General features: G+C 32.9%; 18 protein-coding genes. 9 read left to right on the plus strand and 9 right to left on the minus strand.

Going from position 1 to position 14,908, the window contains the following annotated elements; translation table 11 throughout:
- Positions 1 to 337 precede the first annotated feature (337 nt).
- The 6 genes from CJF42_RS17535 to CJF42_RS17560 all read left to right on the plus strand — a co-directional run bounded on the left by CJF42_RS17535 (position 338) and on the right by CJF42_RS17560 (position 4,230).
- Positions 338 to 655 (plus strand): hypothetical protein, encoded by a 318-nt coding sequence (locus tag CJF42_RS17535; protein ID WP_095367918.1) that lies wholly within the window; start codon positions 338 to 340, stop codon positions 653 to 655.
- A gap of 159 nt (positions 656 to 814) precedes the next feature.
- Positions 815 to 982, plus strand: coding sequence for a DUF3955 domain-containing protein (locus CJF42_RS17540; RefSeq protein WP_252097647.1), 168 nt, complete (start codon positions 815 to 817; stop codon positions 980 to 982).
- A gap of 74 nt (positions 983 to 1,056) precedes the next feature.
- Positions 1,057 to 1,296 (plus strand): hypothetical protein, encoded by a 240-nt coding sequence (locus CJF42_RS17545; protein WP_095367919.1) that lies wholly within the window; start codon positions 1,057 to 1,059, stop codon positions 1,294 to 1,296.
- A gap of 228 nt (positions 1,297 to 1,524) precedes the next feature.
- Positions 1,525 to 1,881 (plus strand): hypothetical protein, encoded by a 357-nt coding sequence (locus tag CJF42_RS17550; protein WP_095367920.1) that lies wholly within the window; start codon positions 1,525 to 1,527, stop codon positions 1,879 to 1,881.
- A 180-nt stretch (positions 1,882 to 2,061) separates the two neighbouring features.
- Complete coding sequence (locus CJF42_RS17555) at positions 2,062 to 2,499, plus strand: hypothetical protein (protein WP_095367921.1); 438 nt, start codon at positions 2,062 to 2,064, stop codon at positions 2,497 to 2,499.
- Positions 2,500 to 2,790: 291 nt separating this feature from the next.
- On the plus strand, positions 2,791 to 4,230 hold the full coding sequence (locus CJF42_RS17560; protein WP_095367922.1) for a tetratricopeptide repeat protein: 1,440 nt from the start codon (positions 2,791 to 2,793) through the stop codon (positions 4,228 to 4,230).
- 161 nt (positions 4,231 to 4,391) lie between these two features.
- Here CJF42_RS17560 and CJF42_RS17565 read toward each other — a convergent pair whose 3' ends face one another.
- The 7 genes from CJF42_RS17565 to cyoA are packed head-to-tail and all read right to left on the minus strand — an operon-like array spanning position 4,392 to position 10,240.
- Positions 4,392 to 4,892: a hypothetical protein gene (locus tag CJF42_RS17565; RefSeq protein WP_095367923.1), complete on the minus strand. Its 501-nt coding sequence runs from the start codon at positions 4,890 to 4,892 to the stop codon at positions 4,392 to 4,394.
- The gene (locus CJF42_RS17570; protein WP_095367924.1) at positions 4,889 to 5,488 is read right to left on the minus strand and encodes an SCO family protein; all 600 of its coding nucleotides are present in this window, start codon (positions 5,486 to 5,488) and stop codon (positions 4,889 to 4,891) included. The genes CJF42_RS17565 and CJF42_RS17570 overlap by 4 nt, the downstream gene beginning before the upstream one ends.
- A 3-nt stretch (positions 5,489 to 5,491) precedes the next feature.
- Entirely contained in the window at positions 5,492 to 6,373 is an 882-nt protein-coding gene (cyoE, locus tag CJF42_RS17575) for a heme o synthase (RefSeq protein WP_095367925.1), read from the minus strand.
- A gap of 1 nt (position 6,374) precedes the next feature.
- Complete coding sequence (gene cyoD, locus CJF42_RS17580; RefSeq protein ID WP_095367926.1) at positions 6,375 to 6,728, minus strand: cytochrome o ubiquinol oxidase subunit IV; 354 nt, start codon at positions 6,726 to 6,728, stop codon at positions 6,375 to 6,377.
- Entirely contained in the window at positions 6,728 to 7,342 is a 615-nt protein-coding gene (cyoC, locus tag CJF42_RS17585) for a cytochrome o ubiquinol oxidase subunit III (protein ID WP_095367927.1), read from the minus strand. Before cyoC ends, cyoD begins: the two co-directional genes overlap by 1 nt.
- A gap of 17 nt (positions 7,343 to 7,359) precedes the next feature.
- Positions 7,360 to 9,402, minus strand: coding sequence for a cytochrome o ubiquinol oxidase subunit I (gene cyoB, locus CJF42_RS17590; protein WP_095367928.1), 2,043 nt, complete (start codon positions 9,400 to 9,402; stop codon positions 7,360 to 7,362).
- A complete protein-coding gene (cyoA, locus tag CJF42_RS17595; RefSeq protein ID WP_095367929.1) occupies positions 9,392 to 10,240 on the minus strand; it encodes a ubiquinol oxidase subunit II in 849 nt (282 codons plus the stop codon). Before cyoA ends, cyoB begins: the two co-directional genes overlap by 11 nt.
- 377 nt (positions 10,241 to 10,617) lie before the next feature.
- On the opposite strand from cyoA, the gene CJF42_RS17600 reads away from it, so the two are divergent.
- Entirely contained in the window at positions 10,618 to 11,133 is a 516-nt protein-coding gene (locus CJF42_RS17600; RefSeq protein ID WP_095367930.1) for a hypothetical protein, read from the plus strand.
- Positions 11,134 to 11,275: 142 nt separating this feature from the next.
- On the opposite strand, the gene CJF42_RS17605 is transcribed toward CJF42_RS17600, so the two are convergent.
- A complete protein-coding gene (locus tag CJF42_RS17605) occupies positions 11,276 to 11,551 on the minus strand; it encodes a hypothetical protein (RefSeq protein WP_095367931.1) in 276 nt (91 codons plus the stop codon).
- Positions 11,552 to 11,699: 148 nt separating this feature from the next.
- A complete protein-coding gene (locus CJF42_RS17610) occupies positions 11,700 to 12,872 on the minus strand; it encodes an acyltransferase family protein (RefSeq protein ID WP_095367932.1) in 1,173 nt (390 codons plus the stop codon).
- A 182-nt stretch (positions 12,873 to 13,054) separates the two neighbouring features.
- Here CJF42_RS17610 and CJF42_RS17615 point away from each other — a divergent pair, with 182 nt between their 5' ends.
- On the plus strand, positions 13,055 to 14,200 hold the full coding sequence (locus CJF42_RS17615; protein ID WP_095367933.1) for a sensor histidine kinase: 1,146 nt from the start codon (positions 13,055 to 13,057) through the stop codon (positions 14,198 to 14,200).
- A 2-nt stretch (positions 14,201 to 14,202) separates the two neighbouring features.
- Entirely contained in the window at positions 14,203 to 14,820 is a 618-nt protein-coding gene (locus CJF42_RS17620; RefSeq protein WP_252097648.1) for a response regulator, read from the plus strand.
- Positions 14,821 to 14,908: the final 88 nt, after the last annotated feature.

The raw sequence follows: 14,908 nt of genomic DNA on the forward strand, positions 1-14,908 counted from the left end.
AACTGTCTTGAAAAACACCGCTAGGGTCATGTTTTACACGAGTGAATATATAACTGAAGAGCCGGATGCGGTAGTTCCGCTCGTCCGGATCTGTGTGGGGTCGGTCTGGTAACAGACCGCTCTACCACGATAGGCTGTAGAATTTATCAAAAGTGAAAAATGACAATTAAAATTTATGTGCGCAGAGCGTGTAAAAACAGTACTTTAGTAGATAACGCCTCAGAATTCACGTAGCAATGTGTTTTGAAGCTTAATTTTTAATATTTTTTGAGTCTGTTTTTTCTAAAAGAGAAATTCTACAGGCTCGTTATAAGGCACTTTAAGTGTGGAGTTTTACATGTCAAATATAGGATCTGTTCAATATTCTAAATCCGACATAATCGGCGAGTTAAACGCTATTTGGATCCATGCTGATTACGGTCGCGGAACCGGTTTGGCTACAGGAGGGTCAAGTACTAATTTTGAAGGTAAATACCATATTAAGTATTTTAATGAAAAAGATGTCAGTGTAGCTGAACTTGACTTAGAAATTATTAAAAATGAGCACCGTTATGATTTAACGTGGAGTAATAATGGTATTGTTACAAGCATTGGAATTGGAATGGAAAATTCAAATACATTGTCAGCAGGCTACTATGATGTTAAAGCCTTATAACAAATAAGGATAGGTGTCACGTAGCTGACACTTTATCTGTGTAGAATAATAAATTTTTAGCCTTTAGGTAAACTCTAAAGGCTCATTATAATCGAGTGTATAAATGAATCTTTTCATTAATAAAATTATTACTATTTCTCTGTTTTTTTTTGCTTGGGAGTGGTTTTTAACATAGTTGAAAATACCTTTTATCAGTATTTAGATAGTGAAGGTGTTCTTCATGAGAGTATGTTTTTGCCACTTAGCGTGATAAGTATTGCTCTTGGCATTTTATTTTTATTGTTTTTTATACTACAAAAAATATGGTGTTTGTTTCAAAAAAAGTAAATGTTTAAAAAGTAAGGGGAGGTATCGCATAACTGACACCTTAATATTTTTACTTTATAAGGAGCTCTATAAAAATGAATAATTATGAATGGAATTACTTCCAAAAATTGATACGAGTACATTCTGACGAAGAATATATTTATATCGAGAACGACAAAAATCAAACACTAAAAATGAGTAAAGGGTCATATAAAGAAAGTGCTGATATAGTTTTTTCAAGGCCTATGAACTTATTGGAGAAAACATACATACAAGAACCAGTCAAAACACAAAGGAGTGGCCTGCGGATGTTTGGTTTAGCGGAGTTGGCTTAGAGCCTTTTTATAAATAACTGGAGTCAGGTCTTGTCTTTTGACTCCAGATCTAAATGACTGCAATGTCGAAAAACAGATCAAAATAACTAAGTCTGTATTATCAAAGCCTTTGATATGATAAGTTAATTAACGTATTTTAGATAAATTAAAAATCATGATATACGGATAAAGTCTGTGTTTAAACACGGAATAATTTTATCTATTAAACTGTTATTTTTAAGGATGAATATGAAGAAGGTTGTAATTTTAATTTCAATATTGGGCATGATAGCATGCTCTGTTACCCCCGAAAAATTACGTAATTCAGAGCCTAAATTTGAAATTTCAAGTGATAAGAGTTCTGAACAATTAGCTATGTGTATCTCTGAAGGTTGGGAAAATACAAATGTTCTAGGAGGTTCTCCAGTTGTTAATTACAGACTAACTAGTTATGGAAATACTGTATCACTAGTTATTGGAGGCAGTATATCCCATTTAGCCGATATTAAAAGTACACCCAAAGGTAGCACGGTTTCTGTTTACTCAGATGTTCCTGTTATTGGAATGGACCTTTCTTTAACTGTGGTACTTAATTGTCAGTCTTAAAACTAATAAGTCACTTAAAAGGATAATAAATAGTTGATTTTCTTATTAGTCACTAATTCTAACCAACTATTTTATTGCCTCTTAGCAAAGCTTTGAGGCTTAATTTTTAATAATTTTAGAGTTTGTTTTTTATAAAAGATAAATTCTACAGGCTCGTTGTATGCTTGATTGGAGTTAAATGTGAAATTTAAGTATGGAATAGTATTTTTAGTTATTGCTGCATTTATTGCTATAGGCACTGCATTCGCTCATATGTCTTGCATTTTTATAGGGCCTCAGTGTTACTCTGCACAAATGGCACCAGTGCAAATTATTGAATCAGCTAAAAATGGTACATTGCTGGCTCCAATTGGTACAGTTATTGTTTCAGTTATTTTTATTGTTTTAGGGCTTTATGCTTTATCAGGGGCAAAAGTTATTCGTAAGCTTCCATTGCTTAGTTTTGGTATTTATACAATAGCCGCATTATGTATTATTCGGGGGGTTTTACCTTTACAGCTCTGGTTTAGATATCCAGATAAAGTGAGTGATGTTGTTTTCTATGTTGGTTTAGTTTGGCTGGTAACTGGATTACTATACTTTTTTGGCTTTCGTAATATGCAAAAAACCAGCGTATAATCGGGTAGCCGGAGGTCTCTAACCTCCATCAAAATTGATATAAATCAGTAAAGTGATATGTTTTTAGATTAATTAGTGATACAGGTTATTTTTATCTGTATGATTGTAACCAATTGAAAGGATAGTAATAATTTATTTTATAGTAATAATTTAGATGGAATATCACTTAAACGCTTCTTACATCACTTTTGTAATGATAAGCGAGAAGAACGTAAGTTTTGCTTCATCCTTGGTTCTGGAGCTTCTGTAGCATCCGGCATCAAAACTGGTGCAACATTTGTTAAAGAATGGATGACTGTATTAGAAAGTACACTTGAACCCGATGAATTAAATGAGTGGAAAAAAGCAAAAGGTATTGAAGATGAAAATTTAGCCAAAGACTACGCTAAAATTTTTGACAAGCGTTTTGAGTTAGATAAGAAGCAAGGTTTTTCAGAGCTAGAAAAAGCAATGGAGCAAAGTGAACCGAGCTGCGGCTATTCAGTTCTTGCTAAAATGCTTGCCTCTACTGGTAACAATGTTGTTATTACTACAAACTTTGACAGCCTCACTGAAGATGCACTATTCATTTACACTCAGAAAAAACCATTAGTAGTAGGGCATGAAGCGCTTGCCCATTATATTCAGCCATTTGGTTCCCGCCCAGTAATTGTTAAAATACATAGAGACTTATTTTACTCTCCAATTAATGATCATAATGGGGTGAATGAGATGAAAGATAAATTTGCGGTTAATCTGAAAAATATTTTTCAACATTATATTCCTGTCGTAATTGGCTATGGTGGTAATGATGGAAGCCTTATGAACTTTCTAAATGATTTAGACTCTCCAAAAAATGGTGTTTTTTGGTGTTATCAAGAAAATATCAAAAACCCTAGCGATCATGGTCTAAATAAATCAATTATCGAATTAGTAAAAAAACTGAAAGGTAAATTTGTTCCTATACCCGGATTTGACGACTTGATGATACAAATGGGTGATAAGTTGAATTTTGGGCGTTTTGATCAAGATATCGTTGATAATGCGAAAAAAAGAGCTGATAGATACTTAGAAAAAATTAGCAAGATAGAAGAAAGTACTAGTACAGATGATACTAGGCATGCTGTTACTAAAATGGCGGAAGAAGGGGTAAAAGATTGGTGGCATTATCAACAAAGAATAAATAATGAAACAGACATAAATAAACAGAACGCGCTTTATTTAGAATCTATCGAAATATTACAAGGGAAGTTACACCAAGAAAATTTAATTGGTAATTATGCTCTCTTTTTGAATGATACCCGTAAAAATTACGCTGAGGCTAAAAAATACTATTTAAAAGCACTTGAGTTAGAGCCTAATGATGCTCTTATTAATGGTAATTATGCTAACTTTTTGAAGAATATCCGTAAAGATTACGATGAGGCTGAAAAGTACTATTTGAAAGCACTTGAGTTAGAACCAGATGATGCTGATTTTAATGGTAATTATGCTAACTTTCTGAGTGATATCCGTAAAGATTATGATGAGGCTGAAAAGTACTATTTGAAAGCACTTGAGTTTGAGCCTGATAATGCTCTTATTAATGGCAATTATGCTAACTTTTTGAAGAATATCCGTAAAGATTATGATGAGGCTAAAAAGTACTATTTGAAAGCACTTGAGTTAGAACCTAATGATGAATTGATAAATAAAAACTATAATCTATTTAAAAAGGAGACTGAGTCTAGATTAACGGAACCAAATACTTGATAACGTTCTAATTAGACATCTAAAGTAGCCTGCCTTAATGACGGGCTTTTCAATTTGAAAAGATGCGTCTAAAATAGCTCCGGATAACACATCTTTACGTTTCATGGATAATTTTCTAGCAGCATCTAATAATGTTTCATCTATTTCACCAGATTCAAGTATTAGTTAAAAACACTTTTTTTAATACTTACTAAGCAGTAAGCGTTATCACTTGCATTGGTTAAGTAAGCTAACTTTTTATTGTCTTTTTTGTTTACAAACACTTGAGTATCGTCATTTAATCTGCCTTTATAGGGCCATTTTTTAAATACTTCTTCGCGAACTAAAATACAAGGGGATGCAATAACAAAGCTTTCGTTATAACTGACATCGCATCCATTAAGTTGTTCAGTTGTAGGACTGGCACTAAAAACAATATGACTTTGGCGATCTCTATAACTCAGTACACCAGAAATAGTAACTAACCTGTGATTGCTTTTTTCAGTAGCAAATACGGGATGTAATCTATGCTTTTTACTTCCAATGACTTGGTCTGCAATTGTGATCAGTTCATTTGCACATTGTTTTAAATGATATTTTTCAACGATAATGTTCATCGAAGTATCGCTCCAAGCTAAAATAGGTTGAAGTAATAAAAGCAATAAAATTATGCCTCGGATCATAATAACTCCATAATTTGAGCTGCGAGCTCATTAGGGGTGGTACTATGACTCATTGCTGTAATTAATTTTCCTTTTTTATTAATGATATAAAATCGGGAAGCGTGATCAACTGAATAATCCATCAAAGAGTTTTCTAGTTTATCGGTATTATAGTAAACACCATATTGTTCACTCACTTCAGCGATTTGAGTTTTACTGCCAGTAACACCAATGATTTTTTTATGGAAGTATCTTGTAAACTTTTCAATATCAGTTGTATTATCTCTATCGGGGTCAACACTTATAAAAATCCCTTGAGTTTGTTTTATTTGAGTATTTGTCAATTTATTAAAAGCATTGCTTATGACAGACATAGAAGTAGGGCATACATCAGCACATGATAAATAACCAAAATATAAAACGACAACTTCATCTTTATAATCATTTAATGAGATAGTTCCATTTTTACTTGTTAATGTAAAATTACCACCTAAGTCAGAAAATGTACGGTTAGATTGACCTAATTTTTTAGTTGTTGTTGATACATAAAAGCTAATTAATACAGTTAGTAGTAGCATACCAAACGTGGGGATAAGCCACTTTAATGCTGGTTTCATATGTTAGCTCGCTGTAATTAAAACATGAGGGTCAGCGGTAAAGTCTAAAGAGATCAAAATGCTTAAAACCGTAATTGTTACAATAGAGAATATAAATAAGCGTTTTGCCCATAAGTGATTGTCTAAACGTTTGTAGTCTATAACTGCAATGTATAACCAATAAGCACCAAGTGCTGTTATTATTACTGTATAAATGATACCAACATATGCTTGCTGAAAAAGCATTAAAGCAACAAGTGTAAAAGCAATGATATACCCAATAATATGATTGCGAGCACTTTTAATGTCTCTAATGATTGGTAAAACAGGGATCTTTGCTGCTTTATAATCTTTGATCCGGTAAATTGCGATAGCGTATGAATGTGGGATTTGCCATAAACAAAATGCGATTAGAATAATTGCAGCCCCAATATCAAAATTATTTGTCACAGAACAATATCCTATAACAGGAGGACAGGCGCCAGATAAACTTCCAATTAAAGTGCCATGTATGGACTTTCTCTTAAAATATAAACTGTAAAACCCGACGTAGACAATAAATCCAAGGGCACCAAAAAGTACAGTTGTTAAATTAGTAAATAGATATAAAGTAGAAAAACCTGCTACACCTAATAAGATTGCGTATATTAATGCTGTATTAAGAGTTATTAATTTTTTAACTAAAACGCGATTACATGTACGCGCCATTAATCCATCTATATCGCGGTCTATATAGTTATTAAATACACATCCAGATGCGATAATTAAAATTACGCCGCAGCACATAGCTGCAAATATTAGCCAATCTATGTCGCCTCGGGCAGCCATAAAATAACCTGCAGCAGCAGTAATTAAGTTACCTGTAATAATACCTGGCTTTGTGAGTTGAAAAAAATTATTGATCATACTAGTGACCCATCAGCATATTATGGTTAAGGTGTTCTATGATCCATATGGAACCGACCACTAAAATAGCAACAATTAACACGATGAACACAGCAGAAGTTGTATTCCATAATTGCTCAGAAGAAGAGTTCATATGTAAAAAGAATATTAATTGAACAAATATTTGAGCTATAGCACACAATAAAATAACAATTAGCGTGATGGGAGCAGAAAATAAGTCGAACATTAAAGCTGCAAAAGGTAATGCAGTTAAAACTATCGAGAAAATTAATCCCGTTACATATTCTTTGACGCTACCATGTGCAGCGCCACCATGACTATGTTGTATGTCTAAAGTTTGATCATGATTGCTCATTACATCACTCCCATTAAGTAAACAACTGTAAATACACAAATCCAAATAACATCTAAGAAATGCCAAAATAAACTTAAACATGAAAGTCTTACTAGGTTTTCTTCACTAATTCCATCTCTTTTAAAGTGGGCGAATAATACCAACATCCAAATAAGGCCTGCGAAAACATGTAATCCGTGAGTTGCTACTAAAGCATAAAAAGCAGACCAATAAGCACTGGTTTGTGGCGTAGCGCCTTCATGGCTAAAATGATAAAACTCATAAAGTTCCATGCCTAAAAATGATAAACCTAATAAAAAAGTAATACAGAGCCAAGCTATCATGCCTTTCATTTGTTTTTTATTGGCGTAGAGCATTGCCATACCAAATGTAAAGCTGCTGAATAATAGCAATGCGGTTTCACCTAAAACGAAATTTAAATCAAATAACTCTTTCGCTGTTATTTGACCCGCAAAACTTGAACTTAATACGGCATAGGTTGCAAAAAGCGTGGCAAATAATAAGCAATCGCTCATTATATAAATCCAAAAACCAAATACAGTATCACCACCTGTATCGTGATGTTCATGCTCGTGATGTGTATCAATTAACGCATCATGATGTGCAGTTGTCATTTGTTACTCCTGGTAAATTATGATTGCGCTTTAGAAATAGGGTGATACTCAGCAATATCAGCCAAATGTGCAGATTCTATTTTTTCAATTTCATTCACTTGAACGTAATAATCTTTATTACGTTCAAAAGAATAAATAATCCAAGATGCAACAATGCCAACAAAACCGAAAATAGCCATCCACCAAATATGCCAAATACACGCAAAACCCATAATCAAAGAAAACCCACTGATCACAATACCTGCCCAAGTGTTTTTAGGCATATGGATTGGAGCGTATTTATCAGGTTTTTCGTAAGCTATACCGTGCTCTTTTTTATAATAATGCTCATCTCTATCATGGATCTTTGGCATTATTGCAAAGTTATAAAATGGAGGTGGAGACGATGTCGTCCATTCAAGTGTGCGACCATTCCATGGATCTCCAGTTAGATCTCGATTTTTATTACGGTCGCGAATACTGATATATATTTGATAAAGTTGTACTAAAATGCCCGCAAAAATAATCATTGCGCCAAATGCTGCGATCCATAGCATAGGTGCCCAATCAGGATTGTCGTAATAATTAAGGCGGCGTGTCATACCATTAAAGCCAAGAATATACAGCGGCATAAATGCGAAAAAGAAACCAACAGTCCATAATGCACAGGCAATTTTTCCGAGATTTTCATCTAAAGTAAACCCGGTCGCTTTAGAAAACCAGTAGGTCATACCCGCAAAATAACCAAATACAGAGCCACCTATGATGACATTATGAAAATGGGCAATTAAAAATAAACTGTTATGTAATACAAAATCAGCAGCAGGAATGGCCAACATGACTCCTGTCATTCCGCCAATTGTAAAGGTAAATAAGAAACTACATGTCCACCACATGGATGCAGTAAATTCAACACGGCCTTTATACATGGTAAACAACCAGTTAAATATCTTTACTCCAGTGGGTATGGAAATTATCATCGTTGCGATACCAAAGAAGGCATTAACACTTGCTCCTGCGCCCATCGTAAAGAAGTGGTGTAACCAAACAACCATAGCTAATACCATAATAGCTGCTGTCGCCCATACTAAGGAGGTATAGCCAAATAAACGTTTACGTGAAAACGTTGCTGTAATTTCTGAAAAAATACCAAATGCAGGCAATATTAATATGTATACTTCAGGGTGACCCCATGCCCAAATTAAATTGACGTACATCATTTGGTTACCGCCTAAGTCATTGGTAAAAAAATGAGTCCCTATGTATCGATCAAGTGTTAATAACGTTAAAGTGACCGTTAAAATTGGAAAAGAGGCAATAATTAATACGTTGGCACATAATGAAGTCCAAGTAAAAACAGGCATTTGCATCAATTTCATACCTGGAGCACGCATTCTTAGTATTGTCACAAAGAAGTTAACACCGGTTAATAAAGTGCCTATTCCAGATATTTGTAATGCCCAGAGCCAATAATCCACTCCAACCCAGGGGCTATATTCAATACCTGATAATGGTGGGTAAGCGAGCCAACCCGTTGCGGCAAATTCTCCTAGAAATAAAGAAATATTTATTAAAATAGCACCAACAACAAAAAGCCAAAAACTCAAAGAATTAAGGAAAGGAAAGGCAACATCTCGTGCACCAATTTGCAATGGCACTACAATATTCATTAAGCCAACCACTAATGGCATAGCAACAAAGAAAATCATAATGACACCGTGAGCCGTGAATATTTGGTCATAGTGCTCTGGAGGCAGAAAACCTGCGCCAACACTATCTGCGGTCGCAAAAGCTTGTTGTGCTCGCATCATTAAAGCATCAGAAAATCCACGAATTAGCATCACAATTGCAGCTATTATATACATGATCCCTATTTTTTTATGATCGACAGAGGTGAACCATTCGTCCCATAGGTACTGCCATTTACCCATTTTTGTAATTAAAATTAATAAGGCTAATCCACCTAAAATAACAGCTATCATTACAGGTAAAATAACCGGATCATGTAATGGAATTGAATCCCAAGTAAGCTTTCCTGTTAGTGAATCAGGATCGGTAATTATGGTTGCTTTATTTACCACTTTGTACTCCTGTATACTTTTCTATTGTCTTTTTAAAATGTAATGGGTCAACATCATGAAAATGTTGTATTGCGTGGTCTTTTGTTTTTTTCGAAAGCATTTGATACATTTTTTCATCAAGCTTAAGAGGAGAGCGTTTAACTTTGCTTATCCATTGCTCAAAACCTACTTGATCAAGTGCATGGGTTTTAAATTTCATACCTGAAAATCCAAAACCACTATAGTTTGCAGACATACCTCGAAAAACACCTTGCTCACTGGCCATTAAATTAAGTCTATTTTCCATACCTGCCATAGCGTAAATTTGGCTACCTAAACGAGGAATAAAAAAAGAATTCATTACTGTGTCAGATGTGATAAGAAATTCGATAGGTTTATTTACAGGTATCGCTATTTCATTAATTGTCGCAATTTGTTGTTCTGGATATATAAACAACCATTTCCAATCTAAAGCAACAACTTGAATCGTGACAGTATCTTCATCTTTTCCTAAAGGTTTTCTAGGATCTAATGAATGAGATGTTTGATAAGTGACAATGGCTAAAGCAATAACGATTAAGCAAGGCACCAACCAAACAATCAGTTCAATTTTGGTTGAGTGTTCCCAGTGAGGTTTATATACAGCTTTTTTATTAGAAGTTCTATATTTATAAGGAAAATAAAAAGTCATAAAAATAACAGGAATAATTACTATCAGCATTAGCGCTACAGAGATGATAATCAGTAATTTTGCTTGCTCACCAACAGGACCTTTAGGATCGAATAAAGCAAGCTCACAGCCCCCTAAAGTTACCATCAGAGTACAAATAACTACTGTTTTAATGATTTTATTTAACATTTTAAAACCCTTCAGATAGAGATTTTTCATGAAACTCCATTAATTTAAGTTAGTCATATCAAGTTTTTATCGATTAAACATACCTATATTTATTAAAGCGTAAAAATCGAAAAAATCATAAAAATAATTTAAATTAGATAAGTTAATACAATTTAACTGATAATGATATGTATTCTCATAATCATTGCGGCGCGAATACTAAATGTAATTAGCGGTAATGACAAGAGAAAACTAAAGGAATAATAAAAAAGAGATCTATAAATTAAATTGTGAAATTTAATTGTAAATAACCATAATAAACATAAGGATTTGTATATTTACATATATACAAACTACACTTAATAAAATAAGAACACTTTATTTTTTAAGGCTGGTATATGAAAAGACTGTTTTATATTACTAATGATTTAGATGATGCTGAGTTAATTTCGGATGAAGTTCATAAAAATGGGATTGATGATCATCATTTTTATGTTCTAAGTCGTGATAATGAAGGAATAAATACTCATCATTTACATGGAAGCCCTCAATTAGAAAAAACAAATTTAATCTCCGCATCAAGACGAGCGAATTTAATCGCTGCTTTGATTCTGATAATAATAATTTCCAGCTTAGTTTTGTTTACTGATGTTTTTGAAAACTTAACACATATCCCTATTTTGATAATTATTTTAGTTGTAAGTTGCTCATTATTATTACTTAAAATGACAGGGGGGTCATTTGATGATTACTTTACATCTTTATTCAATCAACATTTAGATGCTGGTGAAGTTGTCATTATTATAGATGTGTGTAAATCACAGGTTTCTAAAGTTGAAAAGATTTTGGACGACCATCCAAAAGCTAAATTTATTGCTGATAGTTCTAACTTATCATCACCCATGCCTGACTAATATTTTTTAGTAAATCTATTTTTACTTTGGATAAAATGAGATTGGCAATTATTAAATTTTGTGAAGGGAGCCATTGCTCCCCGTACTTTAATTGATGGTAACAGTTGTGTTGCTATCTAAAATCACTTGCATGCTTATAATATTAAGCATTTAGTTCAGATGCATTGCTTTTAATTTTGTTTTTCAAAGACTTAGAAACCGAACAGCCAAACAACTTAGTGCCCGCTGTGGTTAACTGAAAACAACTTTTATTATTACAAAAGATCAGGTCTTGTTTTTGTAAAATACTCAATACATCATTTCTTTCATCACCCTCACCAGGTAATGCTGATGCACCTAAAAATGTCGGGAAACTATCAGCTAGTTTATTAAGTATTGGTAATGCAAGTTCTTCAAAATTGTTAAGATTTATGCTCATTTTAAATTATTCCTTTTCATTTAATTAGTGGATCAACAGTAACAAGCACTTAATGGAAATACAAATTATTGTGGTTGAATCATACATGGTTGTTAAATATTCTGGGGATAATTTCAACTTATCTTATTTCTATATTAAGTCGCATAATTTATATTGTAACAGCTTTGGATACTCTAATATGTTTCAATCCACTGAGTAACTTTCCAATTAAGCTAAACCTTACAAATAAATGATAACTGATAAAACAAATAGCTAAAGTAGATATAAGTGCGATTAACAACTTCAAATAAATAGATATATCAAGGCTTAATAATGGCATTTGAATATAAAGTAAAACAGGCACATGAATTAAATAAACCCAGTATGAGGCATCAGAGATATAACGTGTTATTTTATTAACATGGTTTAAGTACCTATTGGCAAATATTAACGCTAATAAAGACCAATAAACCAGCGAAATACTTTGTACCAACACCAAGATTAAATGTTTAATTCCGCTAACACCTATAAAGCCATCTTTTGTGAATTTTATGACTTGTTCAATTGTCAGTGCTGATGGCATGAGCTGCCAGAAAATACTGTAGCTGATAATAGCTATAATGAACAAATAGTTTGTAAAAGGAGTAAGTTGTTTGATAACTGATTGATTCATAAATATTCCTACACCGACTAAAAATAATATGCCGTAAAAACCATAAGACCAAAGTTGAGGTATAAATTTATCTGGCGCAGGAAAAGGTGCAAACTGACTATATAATGCGGGTGTAATTAATAAAGGCAGAGCGAATAATAAAACCCATTTATTGGTAATAGCCTTTAACACAATCAGCATCAATCTTCTAAAACACATCAATAAAGACAATAAAACACTAAAGCCAAATAAATTCCATAAAAACCACAAGTGCATGGTACTTGGCGGTAAATCTTTTACCTGTTCAAATAGGGTGAAAACAGCAGGTAAGGTATCAGGAAATTGTGCGCCCCATTTTAAAGCATGTAAAAATAAACCAGCCAAAAGAGGAAAAAAAACAATAAAAGGTAATAAAACTCTTTTTACTCTGTGCGATAAAAATGATTTAACTCCTTTTTTCTCTATTAATAAACATGCAAAAAAGCCTGCTATTATAAAAAACACAGGCATTCTAAAAAGGTGTAGCCAATGGGTGATAATATCAAAAATAAGGTGATTTTTGGCATCAGCTGTAAACCAAATATTTGCCATAAATGGACTATATGCTAAAGCTGCATGATAAAATATACCAAGTAAAAGGGCGATAGCCCTTAAATTGTCCATATAGTGAAAACGTTCACAGTTTTTCATGATCTGTCCTGCTAGTATTGCGTAGTATGAATTTATACACAGCTTAAATACTTATTTTTTTGCTAGGTAGTGTCATTAGTCAGGTATTTAACTATGACATATGTCACTATTTTAATAACTTAATGTTTGTCATAATCATCATTAGTTATCTCAAAACAATATAAAAGGCAGCTGTTTAAGAGATGGAAAATACAATAAGACATACAACAGATTGGACTTACTCAACCATAGCATCATGGTTAGGAGTTACGATTGCTTCACTTTATTATGCAAATTCTCAGATATTACTTATTGCACAAATACCAGTGCATTTGATGATATTAGCTGTGTTGTGGTTTGTTATCAAACGACCTAATGATCAAGTAAATATCGTTGCATTGACATATTTTTTATTAATTGTTTCGTTAATGCAATTGTCGACTACTTCTCTGGTTTTTATACATTTAATTATGTTTACCGCCATATTTAGTGCCCATTTCTCACCCATAAAAATGATTTGTTCTGTTATAGCCATTCTAGCAACTTACTCAATTACAAACTTTGATCGATGGCAGGGTGATATTCCTTGGGTAACGCTTATCGTTTGGGCTTTTTTTTGTTTGATGAACTGGTTTGTAAGTAGAAAAATAATTCAAAGCCTAAATATCCATTATCAATCACGTCAAAACTATAAAGAGCTTAAAGCGACACAAAGTATAATGAATGCGATGAGTGCAGAGCAAGAAAGGCTTAATTTATCAAGAGAGTTACATGATACTTTAGGTCATAAATTGACGGCATTAAGCATAAACCTTGATTTTGCAAAGCGCAAAGCGACAGCTGAGTCAGAAGAAAATTTAACGCTATGTCATAGTTTAACTCAAGAGCTATTAGATGAAGTAAGGAGTATTGTCTCAACACAAAGAGCAGAGATTTCTTTATTGAGAACCAGTTTAGAGCAAGTTTTTAAAGTAACGCCACAACTTGCGTGTACTTTAAATTTAGATAAAAAATTATCTTACCTTAATCAGAATGATAGCTTATGCGTAATACGTTTTTGCCAAGAAATGATAAGTAATACTTTAAAGCACACTCAAGCAACAGAAATTACATTTAATGTTGAGCTTAAATTTAGTGATCACACTGGTGAACTATTAGATAAAGATACACTAACAGCCACAGCAGTTCATAACCAAAGTGAATACGTTTTGTCAAAACCAGGTAATGGATTGATGGGATTAAAAGAGCGTATAATGCTGATGAATGGTAAATTTAAGCAAGAAATAATAGAAAACAGACTGGTCAATGAAATATCTTTTCCTATTCAACTTATAACTCATGGCGTTTAATTATGATGATAAAATGTTTACTAGCAGAAGATCAAACACTGGTTCGTTTAGGTTTAAAAAATTTATTAGAATTAGATGAAGAAATTGTGGTGACACACAGTGCAGAAAATGGCGCAGTGTGTCTAGATTTACTTGAGCAGCATAAATTTGATTTGGTTTTACTTGATATGCGTATGCCTGAAAAAACAGGTCTTGAAGTATTGCAAATGATGCAGCAAAAAAAAGATACAACACCTGTTTTGATCATCACCACATTTGAAGATTGTGATGTATTGGTTAAAGCAATCAATTTAGGTGCACGAGGGTACATATTAAAAAATGCAGAATTAGAATACTTAATTGACGCTATTAAAAAAGTATATCAAGGACATCAAGTATTACAAAGCGCATTAACGCAATATTTATTATCACAAACACAAGTTAAAACCGAAAAGCTTACAGTAAAAGAATATGAAGTATTAAAGTGCTTATCGTTAGGGTTATCTAACAAATCAATTGCCAATACGTTAAATAATTCAGAAGGCACAATTAGAAATCATGTGTCTCAAATATTAGCCAAATTAAATGTAACCGATCGAACTCAAGCTGTCGTTAAAGCAATAAATGAGTGTTTAATATAGCGGTATAAATAGAATTTAGTCTTGATCTCCAGTTTTTGTTCATTCTTTTTTCTGTATTATAACTGGGGATAAAAACTGCGAAACAAAA

It is taken from the genome of Pseudoalteromonas sp. NBT06-2 (assembly GCF_002276045.1).
Taxonomy (GTDB): Bacteria; Pseudomonadota; Gammaproteobacteria; order Enterobacterales; family Alteromonadaceae; genus Pseudoalteromonas.

What these genes read in the sequence shown, in the direction of transcription:
- CJF42_RS17535 (WP_095367918.1), top strand. Translation starts at nt 338, where the DNA reads ATGTCAAATATAGGATCTGTTCAATATTCTAAATCCGACATAATCGGC.
- CJF42_RS17545 (WP_095367919.1), top strand. Translation starts at nt 1,057, where the DNA reads ATGAATAATTATGAATGGAATTACTTCCAAAAATTGATACGAGTACAT.
- CJF42_RS17550 (WP_095367920.1), top strand. Translation starts at nt 1,525, where the DNA reads ATGAAGAAGGTTGTAATTTTAATTTCAATATTGGGCATGATAGCATGC.
- CJF42_RS17560 (WP_095367922.1), top strand. Translation starts at nt 2,791, where the DNA reads ATGACTGTATTAGAAAGTACACTTGAACCCGATGAATTAAATGAGTGG.
- CJF42_RS17565 (WP_095367923.1), bottom strand. Translation starts at nt 4,892, where the DNA reads ATGATCCGAGGCATAATTTTATTGCTTTTATTACTTCAACCTATTTTA.
- CJF42_RS17570 (WP_095367924.1), bottom strand. Translation starts at nt 5,488, where the DNA reads ATGAAACCAGCATTAAAGTGGCTTATCCCCACGTTTGGTATGCTACTA.
- cyoE (WP_095367925.1), bottom strand. Translation starts at nt 6,373, where the DNA reads ATGATCAATAATTTTTTTCAACTCACAAAGCCAGGTATTATTACAGGT.
- cyoD (WP_095367926.1), bottom strand. Translation starts at nt 6,728, where the DNA reads ATGAGCAATCATGATCAAACTTTAGACATACAACATAGTCATGGTGGC.
- cyoC (WP_095367927.1), bottom strand. Translation starts at nt 7,342, where the DNA reads ATGACAACTGCACATCATGATGCGTTAATTGATACACATCACGAGCAT.
- cyoA (WP_095367929.1), bottom strand. Translation starts at nt 10,240, where the DNA reads ATGTTAAATAAAATCATTAAAACAGTAGTTATTTGTACTCTGATGGTA.
- CJF42_RS17600 (WP_095367930.1), top strand. Translation starts at nt 10,618, where the DNA reads ATGAAAAGACTGTTTTATATTACTAATGATTTAGATGATGCTGAGTTA.
- CJF42_RS17605 (WP_095367931.1), bottom strand. Translation starts at nt 11,551, where the DNA reads ATGAGCATAAATCTTAACAATTTTGAAGAACTTGCATTACCAATACTT.
- CJF42_RS17610 (WP_095367932.1), bottom strand. Translation starts at nt 12,872, where the DNA reads ATGAAAAACTGTGAACGTTTTCACTATATGGACAATTTAAGGGCTATC.
- CJF42_RS17615 (WP_095367933.1), top strand. Translation starts at nt 13,055, where the DNA reads ATGGAAAATACAATAAGACATACAACAGATTGGACTTACTCAACCATA.
- CJF42_RS17620 (WP_252097648.1), top strand. Translation starts at nt 14,203, where the DNA reads ATGATGATAAAATGTTTACTAGCAGAAGATCAAACACTGGTTCGTTTA.